This is a genomic window from Lysinibacillus sp. fkY74-1 (genome assembly GCF_053165895.1).
On record NZ_CP170173.1, the window covers coordinates 2,274,274 to 2,293,222 of the forward strand.

Here is an 18,949-nt window from a genome sequence, read left to right on the forward strand (position 1 = left end):
TTAGAAGGGTTTTCTATGTTAGTTTTCTTGTAGTAATTGTACTTGCGCTAAACGATCGACAGCTTCCTGAAGGATTTTCGCTGGTTGCACAAGTGCTAAGCGAAGATAACCTTGTCCTGCCGTTCCAAATACAGTACCTGGAACCGTAACAATGCCAACCTGCTCAATCAATTTAAAAGCGAGTTCGGTGCAATCCATATCATATGGATACTTTGCCCAAACAAACATCCCACCGTTAGAAGGTGCTGCGTCCCAACCTAGTGCCTGTAAGCCATTCATCAATGTTTGATGACGCTCAGAAAAGGTTGCACGTAGGCTTGCTGTAATTTCTTCAGCGTGATCGAGGGCAACGACAGCTGCATCTTGAATAGGCTCAAAAATACCGAAATCTAAATTCGATTTTAATTGCTTTAAAATCGCAATCATTTCAGCATTTCCTGCGATATAGGCAATCCGTGTTCCTGCCAAACTAAAGCTTTTGGAAAGGGAGTTAATTTCCATCCCTACTTCTTTTGCACCTGGTGTAGCAAGGAAGCTAATCGGTCCATCGCCCGTAAAATAAAACTCAGAATAGGCTGCATCATGCAGAACGATGATGTTATATTTTTTAGCAAAGGCAATCACTTTTTCAAAATATGCTAAGGATGGCATCGCTGGTACTGGATTTCCTGGTAAGTTTAAAATTAATAGCTTTGCTTTATGCGCAATATCTTCTGGTACAGCGTCTAAGTCTGGAAGGTAGTTGTTGTCAGCTGTTTGAGGCATGTAATAGGGTGTTGCACCAGCTAAGTGAATGCCTGCGTCATACGCAACGTATGCTGGGTTTGTCGATAGCACGATGTCTCCAGGATCACAAAAGGCCATTGGAAGATGCACTAAGCCTTCTTGAGAGCCAATTGTTTGAATGATTTCAGTAGTAGGATCTAAATCAACGCTGCTACGGCGCTTATAGTAGCGGCTGACAGCCTCATAAAAACGCTGTGTGCCTGTAAGTGTATAGCCATACGATTCAGCTAAACCTGCTCGATAAGATAGATGTTCGCGAATTTTGGCATGTGGAGGAAGATCGGGGCTTCCTAAGCTTAAGTCAATCAGAGTCATGCCCTTTGCCTGCTGCTCTCTCGCAAAATTTTTCAAATCTCCGAAAATTGCTGGTGTAAATAATGACATTTTTTTAGATGGTACGATTTTCAAGACTAGTACACTCCTTGTAGTTGTATAACAGAATAGTAGTTCACATTTTATCATACTAAAGCGAAGAAAGGGACAGATATTCTGAAAAAAGAAAATATTTATATAATGTAGAGGATGTGCGCATAGGCTAGCGAAAATGGATTGCCTAATGTTGGGGAAACCTACTGTAAATTCCGTAAATGTAGAAGTTGTATTATACTTACTATATAGTTTTTCAGTGGGAATCATGGAGTAAACCGATTCATCAAACATCTCTATCAAAGCATGAGGAACAGCTATAAAGATTAATTAGCATAAGAGGAGGGAGGACTTTGAAGGTATATTCGTTAAGTGGACCAAGCGGCACAGGAAAAAGCACTAGCGCTCTATCTTTTGCCCATAAAATTGGCGTACAGGCGATTATCGATGATGGATTACTCATTGTCAATGGCGTGAGAGTCGCAGGAGTTTCTGCTAAATTTGAAAAAAATACAATTACCGCTGTAAGGCGTGCCATTTTTACCGACCAGGAGCACCGTGAGGCAGTCAAGAAGGCGCTAGCAAGCCATCGAGTGGAATCTATTTTACTAATTGGGACGTCAACGAAAATGACGAATAGTATTGCGAAGCAGCTGGAGCTAGGCGCTATCGAGCATTATTATGATGTGGAAGATATTCGTTCCTTTAAGGACATTCAAAAAGCTCGTTTTATTCGACAAACACAAGGGAAGCATGTTATGCCGATCCCTTACCGACAAGTTGAGCAAAATTTCTTTAAGCGACTGGTGCTAAAGGGAATGGAGATTTTTTCAACAAAACGTGAAAAGATTGGGGAAACAACCATTGTTCGTCCTGATTTTCAACGGGAGTATATTGAGATTAGTAATCATGTTTACGTCCAGCTACTTACGTATTGCTGTCAACAACAGGATTTTGTGCAAAAGGTGGAGCAAGTCCAATTTGTACTTGGTGAACAGGTCCAAGCTATTTTGTCCCTACAGGTAAGGCTACCGATTGATTATCCGTTAGCAGCACGTTTATATAACTTACAACAGGCGGTGCAGACGGAATTTTATCAGCATTTTGGCTATGAATTGGATGCTATCCACGTTCATGCCAAGTCAGGTATCCAAAAGAAAAAATCATAAAAAACTCTTACTCCTGTCACTTTAGGAGTTATTTTGCACTTTTTTCAATCGTATAAGGAAATATAAAAAAGCCCAATTTCTTAGCATAAAAATTGAGAAATTGGGCTTTTATCGTTGCTCGGGTTTAATATTTATTTGATTCCAATTACTAAACTGCCTCGTGCGGCTTCAACAAGTTATTGTTTGTTGTATGTAAAACTTTATATGTTGCTCTCAAAATATTGCTGATACCTGTTGAAATAAACTTTCTTTAATCAGCTTGATTTTTACGATGAACCTCAGTAAGATCTTTTAAATAATATAATGAATAGTCATCTCTAATATCCACTTCAAAAAAGTAATGATTTTTAGTTTCTATATCTTTAACTTCTATTTCAAACAAACCCATTCCTCTCATGTAATCGATTTCTTCAGGTTTTAAATTTTCTCTAGCAATGCCATAGTTAGTTTCCATATAGTTTTCCACATAGTTGTATACGATAGCGTTTCGAGATTTAGAATTAAAATAATTGTAATTAACAAAAATAACTACTATACAAAATAAAAGATTAAAGATAATTATTTTTTTCATTTACCTCTCCTTCCACCATATCAAGTATCAAGACTATATTTATTAATGATTTCCATTTTTTAAACTAGTAAAATGCGATTTTAGTGTCATTACCTCTAGCAATTTCAATATAATTGCAGAGTTAACGTTATATTTATATCACGTATAGTACTATTAGGAGCTAACGTTTGACCTCTAACATTGTACCTGTGGAAGCGTAGGTATTTCCAAGTCCAGGTGCAGGTACTCCTGTCGCCAGTGGGCGAGAAGAGTACCTATTTTTATTTGGGCTGACGCGTAAACTGTGGCTGGCGTTTTTCAACGAATGCTCGACAACCTTCTGCAAAATCATTGCCGACAAATGGCGTGGAGCCTTTCCATAAGGCTGGAACACTATCGAGGCATTCTTGGACAGACTGCTTTACTGCCAGTAAGGATTCAGGAGACATTCCCGCCACAAGCTTACCCATGCGGATCATGTATTTATTCAAATCCTTCTCTGCTACAAGATAATTGAGCATCCCAAGCTTATAGGCTTCCTCTGCTTTAAACATTCTTCCTGTAAACACTAAATCCTTTGTTGTGGCTGGGCCAACAAGCTGTACTAAACGCTGTGCAAATTTATTATTTAATGTAATCCCTAATTTACCAACAGGAATGCCCAGTTTGGCTTTGTCAGAGCCAATACGAATATCACAGGCTAATGCTAATTCCAAGCCAGCCCCCATTGCAGGCCCATTAATCACACCAATCGTAGGGATAGGCAAGCGCTCAATAGTGGAAATGGTCTTTTCCATATGTATAAACGCCTCTTCAGCCTTGTCGAGAGAAATGGCATTAAATTCTTTAATGTCAGAGCCGGCAGTGAAATTTTGTCCTGAGCCTCGTAAAATAAGGACTTTATTTTTGGGATTATCTAATACTTGCAGGGCAATTTTTGCTAATTGATCCCACATATTTGCGGTTAATGCATTCTTCGCCTGTGGTCGATGGATCGTAATAATTGCTAGCCCAGCAGTTTCTTGATAAATAATTTTTGCGTCTTCTGCTTCCAGTCGAGTCGTCTTTACTTGCATTTTAGAGAGCCCCCTACATATTTGTCTATACCATTATTATATAACACCATGAACGATAAACACGAAATTATACGAATTTTCATATAAAATTGCGTTGTTATACAAAAATAGATGGAATAAATAGCAATTGTCTTACAACAGAGGAATGGAATTTACTATTGTAAGAAAGCAAAAGATGTGAGAAACTAATAGTCGAACATTTGTTTCTTTATGATGCAAGAAGCACTTGAATGATGGGAGCATGTATGAATCTAAAATACAGATTATCCGACACTATATATTATTTAGAAAATGAAAACATACGCTCCACATATATAGTAAAATAAAACTAACTAACGCACAGCACACAAGGAGGGAGCCTATGGTCACACTCAAGGAAGCGTGGAACAGCTATATTTTGCTATTGCAGTCATTAAAAAAAAGTGAAGCAACGATGAAGCAATACAATATGGACGGGCAGCATTTTTTATCATTTGCCCATGAAAAAAATTACTTGTATGTAGATCACCACTTTCAAGAGTTATTACAAATCTATGGTCACTATTTAAAGGAAACCTATCACAATATCAATACGTTTAATCATAAAATAGCAACTATGCGTGGCTTTGTAGACTTTATTTTCCTACGAGAATGGATAGAGCCCTTTGATTATCAACATATTTTACAGCCGAGGAAAAGGCAAAAAGAGGCACTACAAGTACTTACAAATAAGCAAATCGGGCAAATGGCTAATGTTTGGCCTATTTATTTTCAATATGCAAAAACAGCAGAGCATGCATGGCTGGCGAGACGCAATGGTTGTATTGTGCAGGTTTTGATGGAGACAGGGTGTAAGCCAGCTGAGCTTGTACGAATGAAGTGGTCGCATTTCCAAAAGGAAAAATCAACTCTTTATATTGCGAATCGAAATGGACGCCGCGAGGTAAAGTGTTCGCCCATACTTATGGACATGCTAGCGCATTATCAGGAAGAAACAGAAACCATGCATGACAAGGAAATGGGGGAATGGGTGTGGGTGAGCGAGGCAAGCCTGACAAAGCCGATTACAACGAAGACAGTGGAACGTATTTTTCAAACGATGTCCAAGGATATTGGGAAAAACGTCAGAGCCACCGATTTGCGTTATACTGTTATGCAAAGGGCGTTTCAACAAGAGAAAACATTGGAACATATTCAGCAAGAAATGGGCTATGTTCGCAAATGGGTACTAACAGAAAGACAACAGCGCTTTGAATAAAAAACGTGCAGGAATTGCGTGTTCTCGCCAATCCTGCACGTGTCAATAATGCTTATAAATGATTCAATGCTTTGACACTTACTTTTACGGTTAAATCATGTTTGCCTCCTGAATAAACCCCTTCAACAGGGCTTATATCACTATAATCTCGGCCAATACACAAAATAATATGGTTTTCTAATACTTCCACGTTATTGGTAGGATCCAGACCAATCCAGCCAATACCAGGTATCATGACTTCTACCCAAGCATGTGTTGCACTATCGCCGACGAGAGCTGAATTTTCATCGACATATAAATAACCACTAACATAGCGTGCAGGAATTCCTTTAGAACGTAATACACCCAGCATAACATGAGTGAAATCCTGGCATACTCCACGCTTTAGGGCAAATGCCTCACTAGCTGTTGTACTTACATCTGTTGCTGACGGGTCGTATTCAAAACTAGAGTATAAGTATTGCATTAAATTAAGCGAAAAGAGCACAGGATTTTCAGCATGGCCAATCGCATGAAAAACCTCCTCCAGCTGTTGCTCTGTCATATACGTAAAATGAGTTGCTTTTAAATAGGGAAGATAATGTTCATAAAATAGCTGTGAGTGAAAAATAGTCTGCATTTCGGGTGAATATTGAATACGATGAATAAATGGCGCACGCTGGATACTGACAATCGACGATGTATGAATTTCTAGTACTTGATGCTGCTCCGGGATATAAAATGAACCTACTGTATTTCCCCAAATATCCGTATGCTCACGTGTAAGAGAGGATGGAGTAATTGCAATTCGATAGGATAATAGCCGTTGACGCTCATCACTGCGTGGCTTTAAGCGAATCGTATTTAAACTTTGGTCGACTTCAGACTCATATTGAAAAATATTTGTATGTTGAATTTCAAATTTCATCGTGTCCGCTTCCTTCTGCTTACTGACTTGCCTGTTGAAAGGGAGCTGTGATGGATTCCTTTCAAGGTTGTACGCTGGGTTCATATAAATGATAGATTGTCGAGAATGTTTCGCTAAAGGCAATCCATTGACTCAATCTTTCCTCCATGATTGTAATGGCTTCCTCGACGCTCATTGTCCAAAAATCAAGATGATTGAATGCTAAAACAAAGCTTTTGATGGTCGAATGGAGCGTTAAACATTTTGGTGATAAAGGATCATGCTCGATGGACTGGAAAGCTTCTTCTAATTTCTTCAGACAAAACATGACCGAGCAAGGAACATGTTCATCCTGCCATAAATATCGAATGCCCAATAATAAATTTGTTTGGCGGTGCTTCTGCAAAAAGGATTCTTTTGCGGCAGCAAGCTCTAATAAAAATGTACCATCCATCTCATGAAGGGATTGGCCTGTTATTTTCTGTTGCTCGAGAATAATTAACGACATCCGCATCGTTTTTTCTGCTCTTTCCAGCCATTTCCCAATTTCCATGAAATAAAAGGGGAGATCGCGATCCATTGTGCCCTCGACCAGTCCAGTCACCATCCACAATGTCTTCCGCACTTCCTGTAAAAAAGCTTGAAGATCAATTAACGGGATAGGTCGATCCATTGTTAGTATGTCCTGCTGCTTCGTTAAATAAAAGGCATTTTGTATTTCCCATAGCTCCGCAGGTAGACGATCTCTTGTCACTCGGGCATTTTCTCGAATGGCACGTAAGGTAGCAAGGAGGGCGTTGCCATTTTTCTCGGAAAACAATAGATAATCAATTAATGGATTAACACGTAATGCTGTATAATTGGCTAAATACTCCTCCTTCGAGGCACAAATATTTAAAACAGCCTCCCAATGATCAATATAATCATGTTCTTGCCCAGATTGCTCCAACATATTCAACAGCTGTACCTGTAATATATGTGTATTGGTTTGTGTGCGTTCACTATACCGTGCCATCCAGTATAACGCGTCGGCTACTCGACTCAGCATGCTGCACCTCCTCCTTTAAAATCCATGTGTCCTTAGCACCGCCGCCCTGCGATGAATTGACCACAAGTGAACCTTCTTGTAAGGCCACTCGTGATAATCCACCTGGCAATACATAACAATCCTCACCCTTCATGGCAAACACACGTAAATCCACATGGCAAGGATAAAACCGCCCATTTTGAAAGGCTGGTGCTCTGGACAATTTTATGGTTGGTTGAGCAATATATTGGCATGGATGCTTCATTATTTTTCCCTTAAACAAAGCGATTTCTTCCTCACTTGCATGGGGACCAATGAGCATATCATAGCCCCCGGAGGCACTTACATTTTTAATGACTAGCTCCTGAATATGCTCTAATACCCATGCTCGCTGTTGCTCATCTTCTAAATGATAGGTTTTCACATTCGGTAATATAGGCTCTTCTTGAAGGTAATAGCGAATCATATCAGGCACATAGGCATACATCGCCTTATCATCTGCCACGCCATTGCCAACAGCATTTAAAATGGCCACATTGCCAGCTTGGTAAACTGCCATTAAATGAGGGACACCTAACAAAGAGTCCTCACGAAATGCAATCGGATCTAAAAAATCATCATCAATCCGGCGATAAATAATATCGATTTGTTGTAAACCGTAAATGGTTTTCATATAAACCTTCAAATCCTGTACGACCAAATCGCGGCCCTCTACTAGTTGAATCGTTAAATGCTGAGCTAAAAATACGTGATCATAATAGGCTGAGTTGTACATACCTGCTGTTAGCAGCACCGCTTTTGGTTCTCGTCCTTCCTCCATAGTAGGTGGACGATGAGCAAGCAGTGCTTTTTTCATGTTAGCCATCTGCTTATCCAGAGATAAAATAGTATGCTTAGAGAAAAATTCAGGATACACCTCCTTCATGACGTCACGGTTTTCAAAAACATAAGAAATGCCAGAAGGATTCCGTAAATTGTCTTCCAGCACGAAATATTCACCATTCTCATCCCGTATTAAATCAATACCTGCTAAAAATATATGATTAGCAATTGGTACCTTAAGTCCATGCATGATTGGTGAGAAATATGGATTATTTTCTACCAACTGTCTAGGAATATAGCCATCACGAATGATTCTTTGTTCATCATACACATCTTGTAAAAATAAGTTCAGCGCTTCCACACGTTGCTTGACGCCTACCTCAATAATTGCCCACTGTGTTTGAGGAATAATGATAGGGACACAATCAAAGGGCATGGTCCTTTCGGTTCCACCTTGTGCACCATAGACAGTAAAAGTAATTCCTTGTCTGAGAAAGCTTGCTTGTGCTTGCCGATATTTCTCTTCAAGTTGCTCCTGAGAAAAAATGGATAGCTTATGATGAAAAGATCGATAATGGGGCTTCGGTTGATTGCCATCAAACATTTCATCGAAAAACAGACTAGAATCATATAAATTCATCCTATGAATCCCTCCGAATTTGAGTAGTAATAAAAACATGGTACACTGTGAGTAAATACATAAAAGGAGCTAACATTCATGACAATCATTAATCTAATGCAAGCTTATGAACTTGATAAACTATCTAAATTAAATTATTCAGACGAAGAGATTTTGCGTGCTTTACGGGCGGGGGATGTATCAGCTTGGCAGGAACAAGTCCCAAACTATGAATTTAGTGAAACAATGGCACTTTTCCAGGATGGCGAACAAGAGTTCTTAGATGCGTTACATGGCCATTATCGAATTAAGTATGTAACATTGCCTGGCATCCAACGTTTATTGCATCTACGCTTTAATCTTGAAGAAGGGGTAGATTACCAACTTTTAGAAAATGGTATCCAACATTTGATGTGTGATGAGGAAACGGTCACAAAACTACAGCAAATGTTATCGACGAACTGGTCACTTACAAAACAAGGTGATGAGAAGTACTCGGTTTTTGTAAAATAGTCAATTTATCCAAATAATCCCATGCGTGTTGTGAGACGAATCGACATGGGTAGTTACCCACCTTTCTAATTTTCGAGTCGCCTCACAAACCAATAGAAGTATACTAGATTTTAATATTCATCGAACGTCAACTTTATACCTAAAAACCAGTAACTGTCACAATTCTTTTCTTATTTAGTCAAAGGATTCCCTTTAAAAAAAGGGGATCTTTTTTTATTTGTATACACCGAATGTATGTTCTTAATAATAGGAAAATGACCTATTTGTCCAGATAAAGTTCCCAAATTTATATTTGGGAACGTTTTTTATGGTAAAATAGAGCAAATAGAGGTGATTGGAATGCAAAAAACAAAACTACCAAAAATCATGAAGGACTTTCTTGTTTATTTAACGACTATCAAAGGAAAGTCCCAGCGCACAAGAAAAGAATACGAATATGATTTGTCTTTATTTTTCCGTTTCCATACAGCTGTTCAGGAGGATCTGGATATAGAAAATTTAGCAGCAATTGATATTGCCACTATTTCAATAGAAGAAATTCGAGAGATTACATTGGAGGACCTTTATTACTTTATGGAATACTGTGAGGTACAGCGTGGTAATTCTGCAGCTTCAAGAGCACGTAAGGTGGCGACATTAAAATCCTTTTTCAAATATTTAAAAGGCAAACGGCGACTTATTGAGGAAAACCCAGCAGAGGAATTAGAATCGCCGAAAATTGGTCGAAAAAGACCTATCTATATGAATTTTCAAGAAGCTACACAATTTATAGATGGCATACCAGTCAATCAGGCGTCACCAAGAAATTACTGTATGATGATGTTTTTCTTAAACTTAGGAATTCGTGTGACGGAGCTATGCCAGCTCAATATTACATCGATACAGGGACGTCATTTAACTGTTGTCGGGAAGGGTAATAAGGAGCGAACTGTCTATTTGAATGATAGCTGTATGCAGGCACTAGCAGACTATGAAAATAGTGGGAAAACACCGTATAAAGGGAACGGAGATGAGCCTCTTTTTGTTTCACAAAAGGGAACACGTTTTACGCGTCAAACGGTTGCCAAAATCGTGAAACGTATTAATCAGCAATCAGGTCTTCAAAAGGAGCGGCTTACACCACATAAGCTGCGCCATACTTCTGCAACAATGATGTATAAAGCTGGTGCTGATATTAGAAGCTTGCAGCATATTTTAGGGCATTCAAGTGTAGCAACCACTCAAATTTATACACATATTGAGGATGAGCAGCTACAGCAGGTTTTAGAAAACAATCCATTTAATATGGTGCAGGAAAGATGATTTACAGCCATCTCTGTCGAATATAATGGTATAACGAATAAAGGGGGTAGCGTATGCTATTATTAGCAAAGAATCAATTTGATGCTACAAGAGAGCAATTACTTCAGGAGATTAACCTTTTAAGTGATGCAGAATTTAATAGCAAGCCAGATGCACAAAGTTGGAGTATTGCACAAATCTGTCATCATCTTATTTTAGTAGAGGAAGCCACTAAGAAGGCTATTACTTGGGGCTTAACATCACAAGAACAATTGGCTCCTGAACGAAAGGATATGGGACTGCTGTTAGACCGTACACGAAAAATTCAAGCACCAAACATAGTGGAACCTTCGGAAGAGCCCTTCCAGGTTCAAAGGATGCTGGAATTGTTAGCAACCACAAGAGCGGACTTCCTGGGATTTTTAGATACCATTGAGGATGCGGATGCTTTAACCAAGCGTACAATGAAGCATCCGGCTCTTGGTGAATGTCCACTCGATCAATGGATTGAGCAGATTTATCTTCATGAACAACGGCATATTCAACAAATTCAGGAAATAAAAAATAGCTGACAACAGACTCCATATTGATGTGAAAACCCATCTATCCTTTAAGCAGATAGATGGGTAATTTTTTGCGTGTTTATCATTAATCATTCTTTTCCATTTATGTCAGTGTAAATGGCTTTAGCTGTACTGTCCACATACTCAGAAAAAAGCACACTCCCATGGCTATAGGGTTCCATGAGGGGGGGCAGTATCCAACAAGTGATGCCAGTGCGCGAATCGGAACGCAAAGATAGTTACGGTCCATTAGAGGATGTACATCCTTCTTTATAAATTCATCATGGACAAAAACTCCAATAGCTAGAGGCGCTGCGAGTGTAGGTGTATTGGCTATCATTTCAAAGCCTAATATTAAAATGATTTCTTCTTCAAAGTGTTTATCTCCCGTAATCAAAAGGTTTAGAAGGCATCGTTATTTTACCATTGAATACCGTAAAACACGCCTTATTTTGGAAACACTACGTTCATAAGCGCAAAGCGATGCAAGCTTGTGGCGATTTTTTTCTATCATAAATACTTGACGTTCCTCATAATCTGTTATATATTAAATAAAAATAAAAACAACTGTTATAAAACAGATTGAACCAAGGAGGAACTTTTCATGTCAAAGTATCGAGATGGGTATGAATTTTATTGTGAAATGTGTGAGCGTTATGGGCTAGAACCAATTTCTTTCCGCTATTATGTATTACAGCTATCACAGCAGCAGCTTTCTGCCTATAATATGCAAGCGAAGCAATTAGGAATTTAAAAGGATATGGTTATGATGGAAGCCGACACGAATATTTTATGAAAAGCCCAGCCATACTAAGTAAAATGGACTGGGCTTTCATCTTTTTGAAACTAATTTCAGAACATTCATTGATTTCTAAAGTAGAGATGTAGATAGATTATCAAAATAAAATACAGTTATAGTTCCAGGAAAAGTAGCTCAAGTGAAAGGAAGAATTAAAGATGACTGATTATCGAGAAGGCTATGAATTTTATCGACATATATGCGAGGAGCATGGATTAGAGCCCATTAATTTTCACTATTATATATTAAATTTATCGCAAGAGCAGTTAAATGCTTATAATGAGCATGCTAAAACATCTGGAGGATCAATAGAATATGAGGTCTCCTAACTATTAAAATGCCTTACTGCTCATAAGTGACAGTAAGGCATTTTTGTCTAATCAATTTTAAATTCTGAACAATTTATACGTTATTAGTTTTTTGTATTTAATAGAGAAATAGCCTAAGGAAAATACTATCAATAGTACAAAAGTATTTAAAAACCTTAAAATTAGACAATTTTTTTGAGTTAATAATAACTAATATTTGTATTTTATATCAAAAACTATTCCAACCTTCCTGTGAATGATTGCATATTTGGGTTGAATTAACTGCTTTTCTAAGACTATAATATAATTACAGAAAAAAGGGCGATATACCACAACTTTATACCTCGCTGTAAAATAAAGCAAAAGTACCAAACCCTTCATATTTTAATGAATGGAGAATGAGAATGATGAATATCACGCCTAGTAGTAATCAAATGAACTACAGTCTTAAAGAATTGCAAGATATTTTTTCCGCTATGAATAGTTCCATTATTGTGGCAATTACAGATCGTACCGGAAAAATTACTTTTGTTAATGATCATTTTTGTAAAATTTCGAAGTATACGCGTGAAGAATTAGTAGGCCAAGATCACCGTTTACTGAACTCAGGCTATCATCCTAAATCTTTCTTTAGAGAGATGTGGAGAACAATTGGAAATGGTGATATGTGGAATGGCGAGGTTTGCAATCGTGCGAAAGATGGCAGTTTATATTGGGTGAAGACTACTATTTTCCCATTCCTTGATGAGCGGGGAAAGCCCTATCAGTATATCGCTATACGCGTCGATATTACAGCGCAAAAGGATATTAAAAAAATTACCCACATAGCCTATCACGATGAATTAACAGGGCTACCAAATCGTCGTAAATTAGAACAGCGTTTAGAAAATGAATTCCATCAATCTCGACGTTCAGGAGAAAAATTTGCGTTATTTTTCATTGATGTGAATCGTTTTAAACACATTAACGATGGACTTGGTCATATTATCGGTGATATGTTTTTAGTGGAAATGTCGAATCGTTTGAGAAATATTGATTATACCTCTAATTCTTTTTATCGTCACAATAGTGATGAATTTGTCATGATTTTAAATGATGTGAATCGTATAGAGGAAATGGCCAAGGAAATAATAGGTGTCTTTAATGAAAGCTTTATCGTAGATAACTATGAATTTTATGCGAGTATTAGTATTGGCATTAGTATTTTCCCAGATCACGCAAACACGGTAGAAGAATTACTGAAAAATGCTGATATTGCCATGTATGCTGCTAAATCTACGCGAGGAAATCAATATCGCCTTTACCGTGACAATATGGATGAAGCGAACGATAAATGGCTTTTACTAGAAACAAAATTACATCAAGCTTTAAAAAACGATCTTTTAGAATTACATTATCAGCCCAAAATCGATTTAAAAACAGACACAATTATTGGTATGGAGGCTTTATTGCGCTGGTATGATCCCGAATTAGGGCATATTCCGCCAGATCGATTTATTCCATTTGCTGAAGAATGTGGACTCATTAATGATATTGGGGTATGGGTGCTAGGTAAAGCCAGTGCACAGGCTAAACTTTGGAATGAATCCCATAATCTCAGATTACGTGTAGCAGTTAATATTTCACCCATTCATATTAGTACTTCTGGCTTTGTAGAGATGGTGAAGGATGTTATTGCAGAAACAGGCATTGACCCTCAATTATTAGAAATTGAAATTACCGAAATGAGCATGCTCGATTATACAGAAGATCTAATTAATACAATTAATCAATTGAGAGCTCTTGGGATTACGATCTCCTTAGATGATTTCGGGACAGGCTATTCTTCACTAAATTACTTAAAAAAATTCCCTGTGGATGTACTTAAAATTGATCGTGCTTTCGTGCGTGATATCGTTCCTGAAAAATCAGGCATCGCGATGATTTCGGCGATGATTTCTTTAGCTCATGCGCTCAACCTACAAGTAGTTGCTGAAGGTGTTGAGGAGGAGGCTGAATTAAACGTACTTCGCGAGCATGGCTGCGAGTATGTGCAGGGCTATTATTTTAGCAAGCCTCTTTCTGTCGAGGATTTTACAAATGTTATTGTCCAGTCGTTCACTAATAGCTCCAGTTATTAATTGCTATTTATGAATAATTTTGCTAAAGTGAAAGATAATATACATGACAATTTGATGATGTGGCCAAGTAAGTTAGAATAGTGAAACAGAAAATATAGCATTTGCTGAGAGCTATATCACCGCTTCTTTACTGAACACCTACCACGGAGAAGTTATGAAAACATAACCGAGTCGTTTTCGTTACTAAACGCTAGAGGGTTTTAAGCTTAGCTTAAAGCTAAATTCAAGGTGGTACCACGTCATTCCAGCACAAAGACGTCCTTTATACAAGGACAGCTTTGTGCTTTTTTAATTCAGGAAATCGAATACTTAAAAAAATGGAGGTAAGTACGATGTCAAAACAACTAGAAGATTTTTCAAAATGGTATATCGAAACCATTCAAAAAGCAGATTTAATGGATTATACGCCCGTTCGTGGCTGCATCGCCTTTAAACCAGATGGCTACGAAATTTGGGAGCATATACAGGAGGAAATGGACCGTCGTTTTAAAGACACAGGCCATCGTAATGCGTATTTTCCTATGTTAATTCCTGAATCCTTCTTCCAAAAGGAAAAGGATCATATTGAAGGATTCTCACCTGAGCTTCCTTGGGTGACAGAAGCAGCAGGTGAAAAATTAGAAGAACGCTTAGCACTTCGTCCAACATCTGAGACGATGATTGGTCACCTTTATTCAAATTGGATTAAAAGCTACCGTGACCTACCTGTTCTCATTAATCAATGGGCAAATGTCTTCCGATGGGAAAAGAAAACATTGCCTTTCATTCGTACCTCAGAATTCCTTTGGCAGGAAGGGCATACGGCCCATATAGATGAGGAAGATGCACGTAAAGAAACGATGCAAATGCTAGACATTTATAAAGAAGTGGTGGAACAAGTTCTAGCAATTCCAGTCTATGATGGACAAAAAACGCCATCTGAACGTTTTGCAGGAGCTGTCGATACGTATTCAATTGAGGCGATGATGAAAAATGGGAAGGCTGTGCAAGCAGGTACGTCCCATTATTTAGGAACAAAATTTGCGGAAGCCTTTAACATAAAATATTTAAATAAAGCGAATCAGCACGAATATGTCCACACAACATCTTGGGGGACATCTACACGTTTAATTGGTTCAGTCATTATGGTACACGGTGACGAGCAAGGACTAATTTTACCGCCTCGAATTGCTCCAACCCAAGTAGTGTTAATTCCAGTAGGACCATGGAAAAAGAATCCTCAAATTATGGAGCAGCTGGATGCAATTTTTGCGGCTTTAAAAGCGAAGGGGATTCGCGTGCGACTTGATGATTCAGACCAATCGCCAGGCTTTAAATTCAATGAATGGGAACTAAAAGGAGTGCCTGTTCGTATTGAATTGGGACCACGAGATCTTGAAAACAATCAAGCATTATTGAAAGCGCGTGATGAGGACGAAAAACAAACGATTGAATTAGCAACTGTTGTGGCAGCTATTGAGGAAGAATTGACGACCATGCAAGCACGTTTACTAGAAAAGGCTCGTCAATTCCGAAACGAAAATACACATTCTACGATTGATACACTGCCACAATTACAGCAGCACATTGAAACAGCTAAAGAAAACGGCTCTATTCCGGGCTGGGTACTTGCTGGATGGTGTGGGAAGGATGTATGTGAGGAAAAAGTGAAGGAAGAAACAAAATACACAACTCGCAATATTCCATTCAATCCGCCAACAATAAAAACGACTTGTATTTGCTGTGGAAATGAAGCAAAACATACGGTTTGGTTTGCCCAAGCATATTAATAGTACACTAACCCCTGAACGAAAACTCAGGGGTTTTGTTCTTCTATGTGAAGAAATTGAATACATGCTCCAACGAATGAATCTCGGCATATGGCTGAATATCCGTGTCATTTTTGCGCATGGATGGATTAAACCATATGCCCTTTATATGTGCCTGTTGACACCCACCAATATCCTTTACTAAGTCATCCCCAATGAAAAGAGTATTCTCTGGTTTTACATTAAGTCTTTTTAAGGCAATTTCAAAGATCCGTCCATCTGGCTTACTCCATCCTACTTCCTCAGAAATAATGACCGTATCAAAATAGCGGTCTAAATTCGTATAGGATATTTTAGCTTTTTGTCTTTCTACGGAGCCGATGTTAAAACTTTATAAATTCTTACAAAATAAATTGTAATTATAAGGTTAAATTCCCTGTTCAACGAGTCCCGCCTTGCCGAAGCTACTACTGTTTGATATAACTCTCCGAGGGCTTAAATTCCCGTGCATCACACGGTACATATCTAGGATTTAGTTTGGAGTTAAGCTTCCTAGATTGAATAATTCGCTAAATTGATTGAAGCATTCAAATCACGGTCGATTTTCAAGCCACAATCGCACCTGTAAACACGGTCTTTCAGTTTCAAATCAGATTTAATTTGACCGCAACAAGAACACATTTTAGACGATGGGAACCATCTGTCTGCCACTGTCACATCAATACCAAGATAAAATTTGGCTTTGTATTCGAGTTGTCTTCTAAATTCGAAAAACTTTTGATTTGCGACCAATTTTGCCAAGTGTTTGTTCTTCATCATGCCCTTGACATTTAAGTCTTCAACGACTATCTTGCTTGGTTTTTGCTTGATAATCGTCTTTGTAGCTTGATGAAGGTGATTGTCCCTAATGTTCGTCAATCGTCTGTCTACTCGCTTGCGAAGCCTCTCTAATTTTAAAATATTATGGGTCTTCACAAACTTCTTGCCATCTTTGTTTGCCTCGTATTTTCTACTGATTTTATGGGACATCCGCCGATGCTTCTTCTCCAAACGCTTGACTTCACGTTTTTTGTTGATGTTGTCGAAGCTCAAACCTTCCACGTTGGTAACAGCCAGTTCTTTAATTCCCAAGTCAATACCGATGGATAAATCTTGGTTAGGTGTCCAGTATTCTTCTGGGGTTTCAATCCCACAAGTCAGATACCAGTTCTTGTTATCGTATCCGACACGGACGTTGGAGACCTTGATTTTATCCTTTTTGTAATTTCCTTGAGGCAGTCTTCCTTCGTCTTTCATCTTGACGAAGCCTATCTTTTCGAGATAAACCTTGTTCCCGTAGACTTTCAGCTTACGCTCATCATGATAGAAGGAAGGCTTTGACTTGGACTTTTTCTTGAACTGAGGGTAGCCTGCATCGGGGAACGGGATTCCTTTTTTAAGGTTTTCCCGAAACACCTTGAATGCCTTGGTCATATCTTGGAATACGTTACGCCAAGCGTCAGCGCTGATTTCACCTAGCCATAGATAATCCTTATTGGACTTCTTGGCATCAGTAATCATCTGCCTAGCCTGAGCTGTGGAGACGCTATTTCCTTTTTCGTATTCGTCTTTGATAATAACCAAGACCAACATTCCAAGCGCCCCTTGCGTGGTTGGCTGTTTTCCATAACATCGACTCTTGTTCTTTCGTGGGATAGAGCTTGATTTTAATGGCTTTAATCATCTTTTTTCAGCTCCTTAATCAGTTCCTTAGTTTTCTTGGAACGTTTCCCTTGGAGCTTGCAACTGAACACTGTGATAATCTGAACCAAATCCTCAACGACTTCCTCCTGTTCGGATTTCTCATTGTGGTCGATGATTTCGATGCTCACATTGTTCTTGTCGCAAATGTTTTTGATGAGTTCGTAGCCGAATCGGACAAGCCTATCCTTGTAAAGAACAACGATTTTAAAAGGCTTTCCTTGCGCCAACAGATACGTCTTCATGTTCTGAACCTGTCGCTTCAAATCTGCTTGCTGCTTCTTGGAGCTGACACGGCAATAACCAACCACAATCTTTTCCTCGGCTATCTTCCCGAGTTGCTCTTGTAATTGTTCTTCTGAATAATACCTATAGCCTGTATCTGGGTTCACGTAGGCGGGCTTCAACTTGCCTTCTTTATCCCAGTTACGCAAAGTCTGAGGATTGACATCAATAAGGTCAGCGAATTTTCTTATCGAATATCTTTGCATTACAATCACCTCTAAAGTAATCATCACACAAATACCTTAAAATATCACAACTATTTTATAAAGTTTTATAAAGTTTTAACCGTTCACTATCAAACGCAACTTTGACAGCAGTTCTCTTATGAACTTCTCATGCTTTCACATGAGCGCAGACTATATGTTTACCCAATTCCTTGGGTAGAGGATTTTTCCACCACCATAAGCTTGTGATGTACTCCCGTCAGCTATACGGGATAGTCGTTGAACGTTCCCCAGTTTAAAGGGGAGTCGATGCGGAAGACCGATTGTTCCATAGCACTTAGGATTTAACCTTATGCCATCCAGATGATTTTTTTTACTTTCGTAACCGTCACGCTCGCATTTTCATGCCACGTTGTGGTTCATCCAGCTTTACGGATTGCCCGCAGTTAACCCTCGCTACGTGCCGTTTACCGACACGCACGGCTTTCTATATAACATTACAAACATTATTTAATTTGTAACAATTTATAAAGAATTTGTTACCGTTTGTGATAATACCCACTTTCATTTGCTGCTTTATCCGATGAATAATCGTTAATGTATCTTCACTGACAGAAAAGCATTGAGGAAAGTGATGGTTCCAAAAGTCTTGAATAGCATGTTTTGGCATGCCATATTGAGGCGGAAAGTCATCAAAAAAAGAGGCTACCACATCCGTTTTATCACTTTCACCAAAGTATTTTTCATCATATTCCCTAAATTTTTGTCGCATTTCATTTTTTATCGCATGCTCGTCATCCACATAACACATTTTTACTAGCCTAAGAAATAATTTATCTACTGCTTCATCTCGATTCAGTAAGGTGTTATCTAAATCAAATAACATAGCT

Annotated in this window: 19 protein-coding genes and 1 pseudogene; 9 read left to right on the top strand and 11 right to left on the bottom strand. The window is 38.5% G+C overall.

Annotation, left to right across the window (positions count from 1 at the left end):
- Positions 1-18 precede the first annotated feature (18 nt).
- Positions 19-1,194: an aminotransferase class I/II-fold pyridoxal phosphate-dependent enzyme gene (locus ACE1MS_RS11045; RefSeq protein ID WP_012294462.1), complete on the bottom strand. Its 1,176-nt coding sequence runs from the start codon at positions 1,192-1,194 to the stop codon at positions 19-21.
- Between the two features lie 311 nt (positions 1,195-1,505).
- Here ACE1MS_RS11045 and ACE1MS_RS11050 point away from each other — a divergent pair, with 311 nt between their 5' ends.
- A complete protein-coding gene (locus ACE1MS_RS11050) occupies positions 1,506-2,321 on the top strand; it encodes an ATP-binding protein (RefSeq protein WP_012294463.1) in 816 nt (271 codons plus the stop codon).
- Positions 2,322-2,571: 250 nt separating this feature from the next.
- Here the strand turns inward: ACE1MS_RS11050 and ACE1MS_RS11055 are convergent, their stop codons facing one another.
- Positions 2,572-2,892 carry a hypothetical protein gene (locus tag ACE1MS_RS11055; protein ID WP_031415877.1) on the bottom strand — a complete coding sequence of 107 codons (321 nt, stop codon included), beginning with the start codon at positions 2,890-2,892 and terminating at the stop codon, positions 2,572-2,574.
- A gap of 260 nt (positions 2,893-3,152) precedes the next feature.
- The gene (locus ACE1MS_RS11060; RefSeq protein ID WP_012294465.1) at positions 3,153-3,947 is read right to left on the bottom strand and encodes an enoyl-CoA hydratase/isomerase family protein; all 795 of its coding nucleotides are present in this window, start codon (positions 3,945-3,947) and stop codon (positions 3,153-3,155) included.
- 361 nt (positions 3,948-4,308) lie between these two features.
- On the opposite strand from ACE1MS_RS11060, the gene ACE1MS_RS11065 reads away from it, so the two are divergent.
- On the top strand, positions 4,309-5,184 hold the full coding sequence (locus ACE1MS_RS11065) for a tyrosine-type recombinase/integrase (protein WP_200991302.1): 876 nt from the start codon (positions 4,309-4,311) through the stop codon (positions 5,182-5,184).
- 52 nt (positions 5,185-5,236) lie between these two features.
- Here the strand turns inward: ACE1MS_RS11065 and ACE1MS_RS11070 are convergent, their stop codons facing one another.
- The 3 genes from ACE1MS_RS11070 to ACE1MS_RS11080 form a co-directional block, all read right to left on the bottom strand.
- The gene (locus tag ACE1MS_RS11070) at positions 5,237-6,091 is read right to left on the bottom strand and encodes a transglutaminase family protein (RefSeq protein WP_012294467.1); all 855 of its coding nucleotides are present in this window, start codon (positions 6,089-6,091) and stop codon (positions 5,237-5,239) included.
- A 61-nt stretch (positions 6,092-6,152) separates the two neighbouring features.
- Positions 6,153-7,118, bottom strand: coding sequence for an alpha-E domain-containing protein (locus ACE1MS_RS11075; protein WP_197149055.1), 966 nt, complete (start codon positions 7,116-7,118; stop codon positions 6,153-6,155).
- Positions 7,072-8,559 carry a circularly permuted type 2 ATP-grasp protein gene (locus ACE1MS_RS11080; protein ID WP_012294469.1) on the bottom strand — a complete coding sequence of 496 codons (1,488 nt, stop codon included), beginning with the start codon at positions 8,557-8,559 and terminating at the stop codon, positions 7,072-7,074. The genes ACE1MS_RS11075 and ACE1MS_RS11080 overlap by 47 nt, the downstream gene beginning before the upstream one ends.
- 78 nt (positions 8,560-8,637) lie before the next feature.
- On the opposite strand from ACE1MS_RS11080, the gene ACE1MS_RS11085 reads away from it, so the two are divergent.
- The 7 genes from ACE1MS_RS11085 (at position 8,638) to proS (ending at position 15,891) form a co-directional block, all read left to right on the top strand.
- Positions 8,638-9,051 (top strand): hypothetical protein, encoded by a 414-nt coding sequence (locus ACE1MS_RS11085; RefSeq protein ID WP_031415882.1) that lies wholly within the window; start codon positions 8,638-8,640, stop codon positions 9,049-9,051.
- A 339-nt stretch (positions 9,052-9,390) separates the two neighbouring features.
- A complete protein-coding gene (locus tag ACE1MS_RS11090; RefSeq protein ID WP_200991304.1) occupies positions 9,391-10,353 on the top strand; it encodes a tyrosine recombinase XerC in 963 nt (320 codons plus the stop codon).
- A gap of 53 nt (positions 10,354-10,406) precedes the next feature.
- Positions 10,407-10,904, top strand: coding sequence for a DinB family protein (locus ACE1MS_RS11095; protein ID WP_012294472.1), 498 nt, complete (start codon positions 10,407-10,409; stop codon positions 10,902-10,904).
- Between the two features lie 595 nt (positions 10,905-11,499).
- Positions 11,500-11,649 carry a hypothetical protein gene (locus tag ACE1MS_RS11100; protein ID WP_004230023.1) on the top strand — a complete coding sequence of 50 codons (150 nt, stop codon included), beginning with the start codon at positions 11,500-11,502 and terminating at the stop codon, positions 11,647-11,649.
- 203 nt (positions 11,650-11,852) lie between these two features.
- Complete coding sequence (locus tag ACE1MS_RS11105) at positions 11,853-12,023, top strand: hypothetical protein (RefSeq protein ID WP_012294474.1); 171 nt, start codon at positions 11,853-11,855, stop codon at positions 12,021-12,023.
- 383 nt (positions 12,024-12,406) lie between these two features.
- Positions 12,407-14,122 carry a putative bifunctional diguanylate cyclase/phosphodiesterase gene (locus tag ACE1MS_RS11110; protein ID WP_241745311.1) on the top strand — a complete coding sequence of 572 codons (1,716 nt, stop codon included), beginning with the start codon at positions 12,407-12,409 and terminating at the stop codon, positions 14,120-14,122.
- A 332-nt stretch (positions 14,123-14,454) separates the two neighbouring features.
- On the top strand, positions 14,455-15,891 hold the full coding sequence (gene proS / locus ACE1MS_RS11115) for a proline--tRNA ligase (RefSeq protein WP_036161675.1): 1,437 nt from the start codon (positions 14,455-14,457) through the stop codon (positions 15,889-15,891).
- A 43-nt stretch (positions 15,892-15,934) separates the two neighbouring features.
- Here the strand turns inward: proS and ACE1MS_RS11120 are convergent.
- The 5 genes and pseudogenes from ACE1MS_RS11120 to ACE1MS_RS11140 form a co-directional block, all read right to left on the bottom strand.
- A pseudogene (locus tag ACE1MS_RS11120) lies at positions 15,935-16,249 on the bottom strand (HAD family hydrolase); the annotation flags it as partial.
- Positions 16,250-16,422: 173 nt separating this feature from the next.
- Positions 16,423-17,502, bottom strand: a complete 1,080-nt coding sequence (locus tag ACE1MS_RS11125) for an RNA-guided endonuclease InsQ/TnpB family protein (protein WP_347709059.1) — start codon at positions 17,500-17,502, stop codon at positions 16,423-16,425.
- Positions 17,456-17,593, bottom strand: a complete 138-nt coding sequence (locus ACE1MS_RS11130) for a helix-turn-helix domain-containing protein (protein WP_347709058.1) — start codon at positions 17,591-17,593, stop codon at positions 17,456-17,458. The genes ACE1MS_RS11125 and ACE1MS_RS11130 overlap by 47 nt, the downstream gene beginning before the upstream one ends.
- A complete protein-coding gene (locus ACE1MS_RS11135; protein WP_207872879.1) occupies positions 17,586-18,101 on the bottom strand; it encodes a MerR family DNA-binding transcriptional regulator in 516 nt (171 codons plus the stop codon). The genes ACE1MS_RS11130 and ACE1MS_RS11135 overlap by 8 nt, the downstream gene beginning before the upstream one ends.
- A 445-nt stretch (positions 18,102-18,546) precedes the next feature.
- The gene (locus ACE1MS_RS11140; RefSeq protein WP_325881448.1) at positions 18,547-18,945 is read right to left on the bottom strand and encodes an HAD family hydrolase; all 399 of its coding nucleotides are present in this window, start codon (positions 18,943-18,945) and stop codon (positions 18,547-18,549) included.
- Between the last annotated feature and the right edge of the window lie 4 nt (positions 18,946-18,949).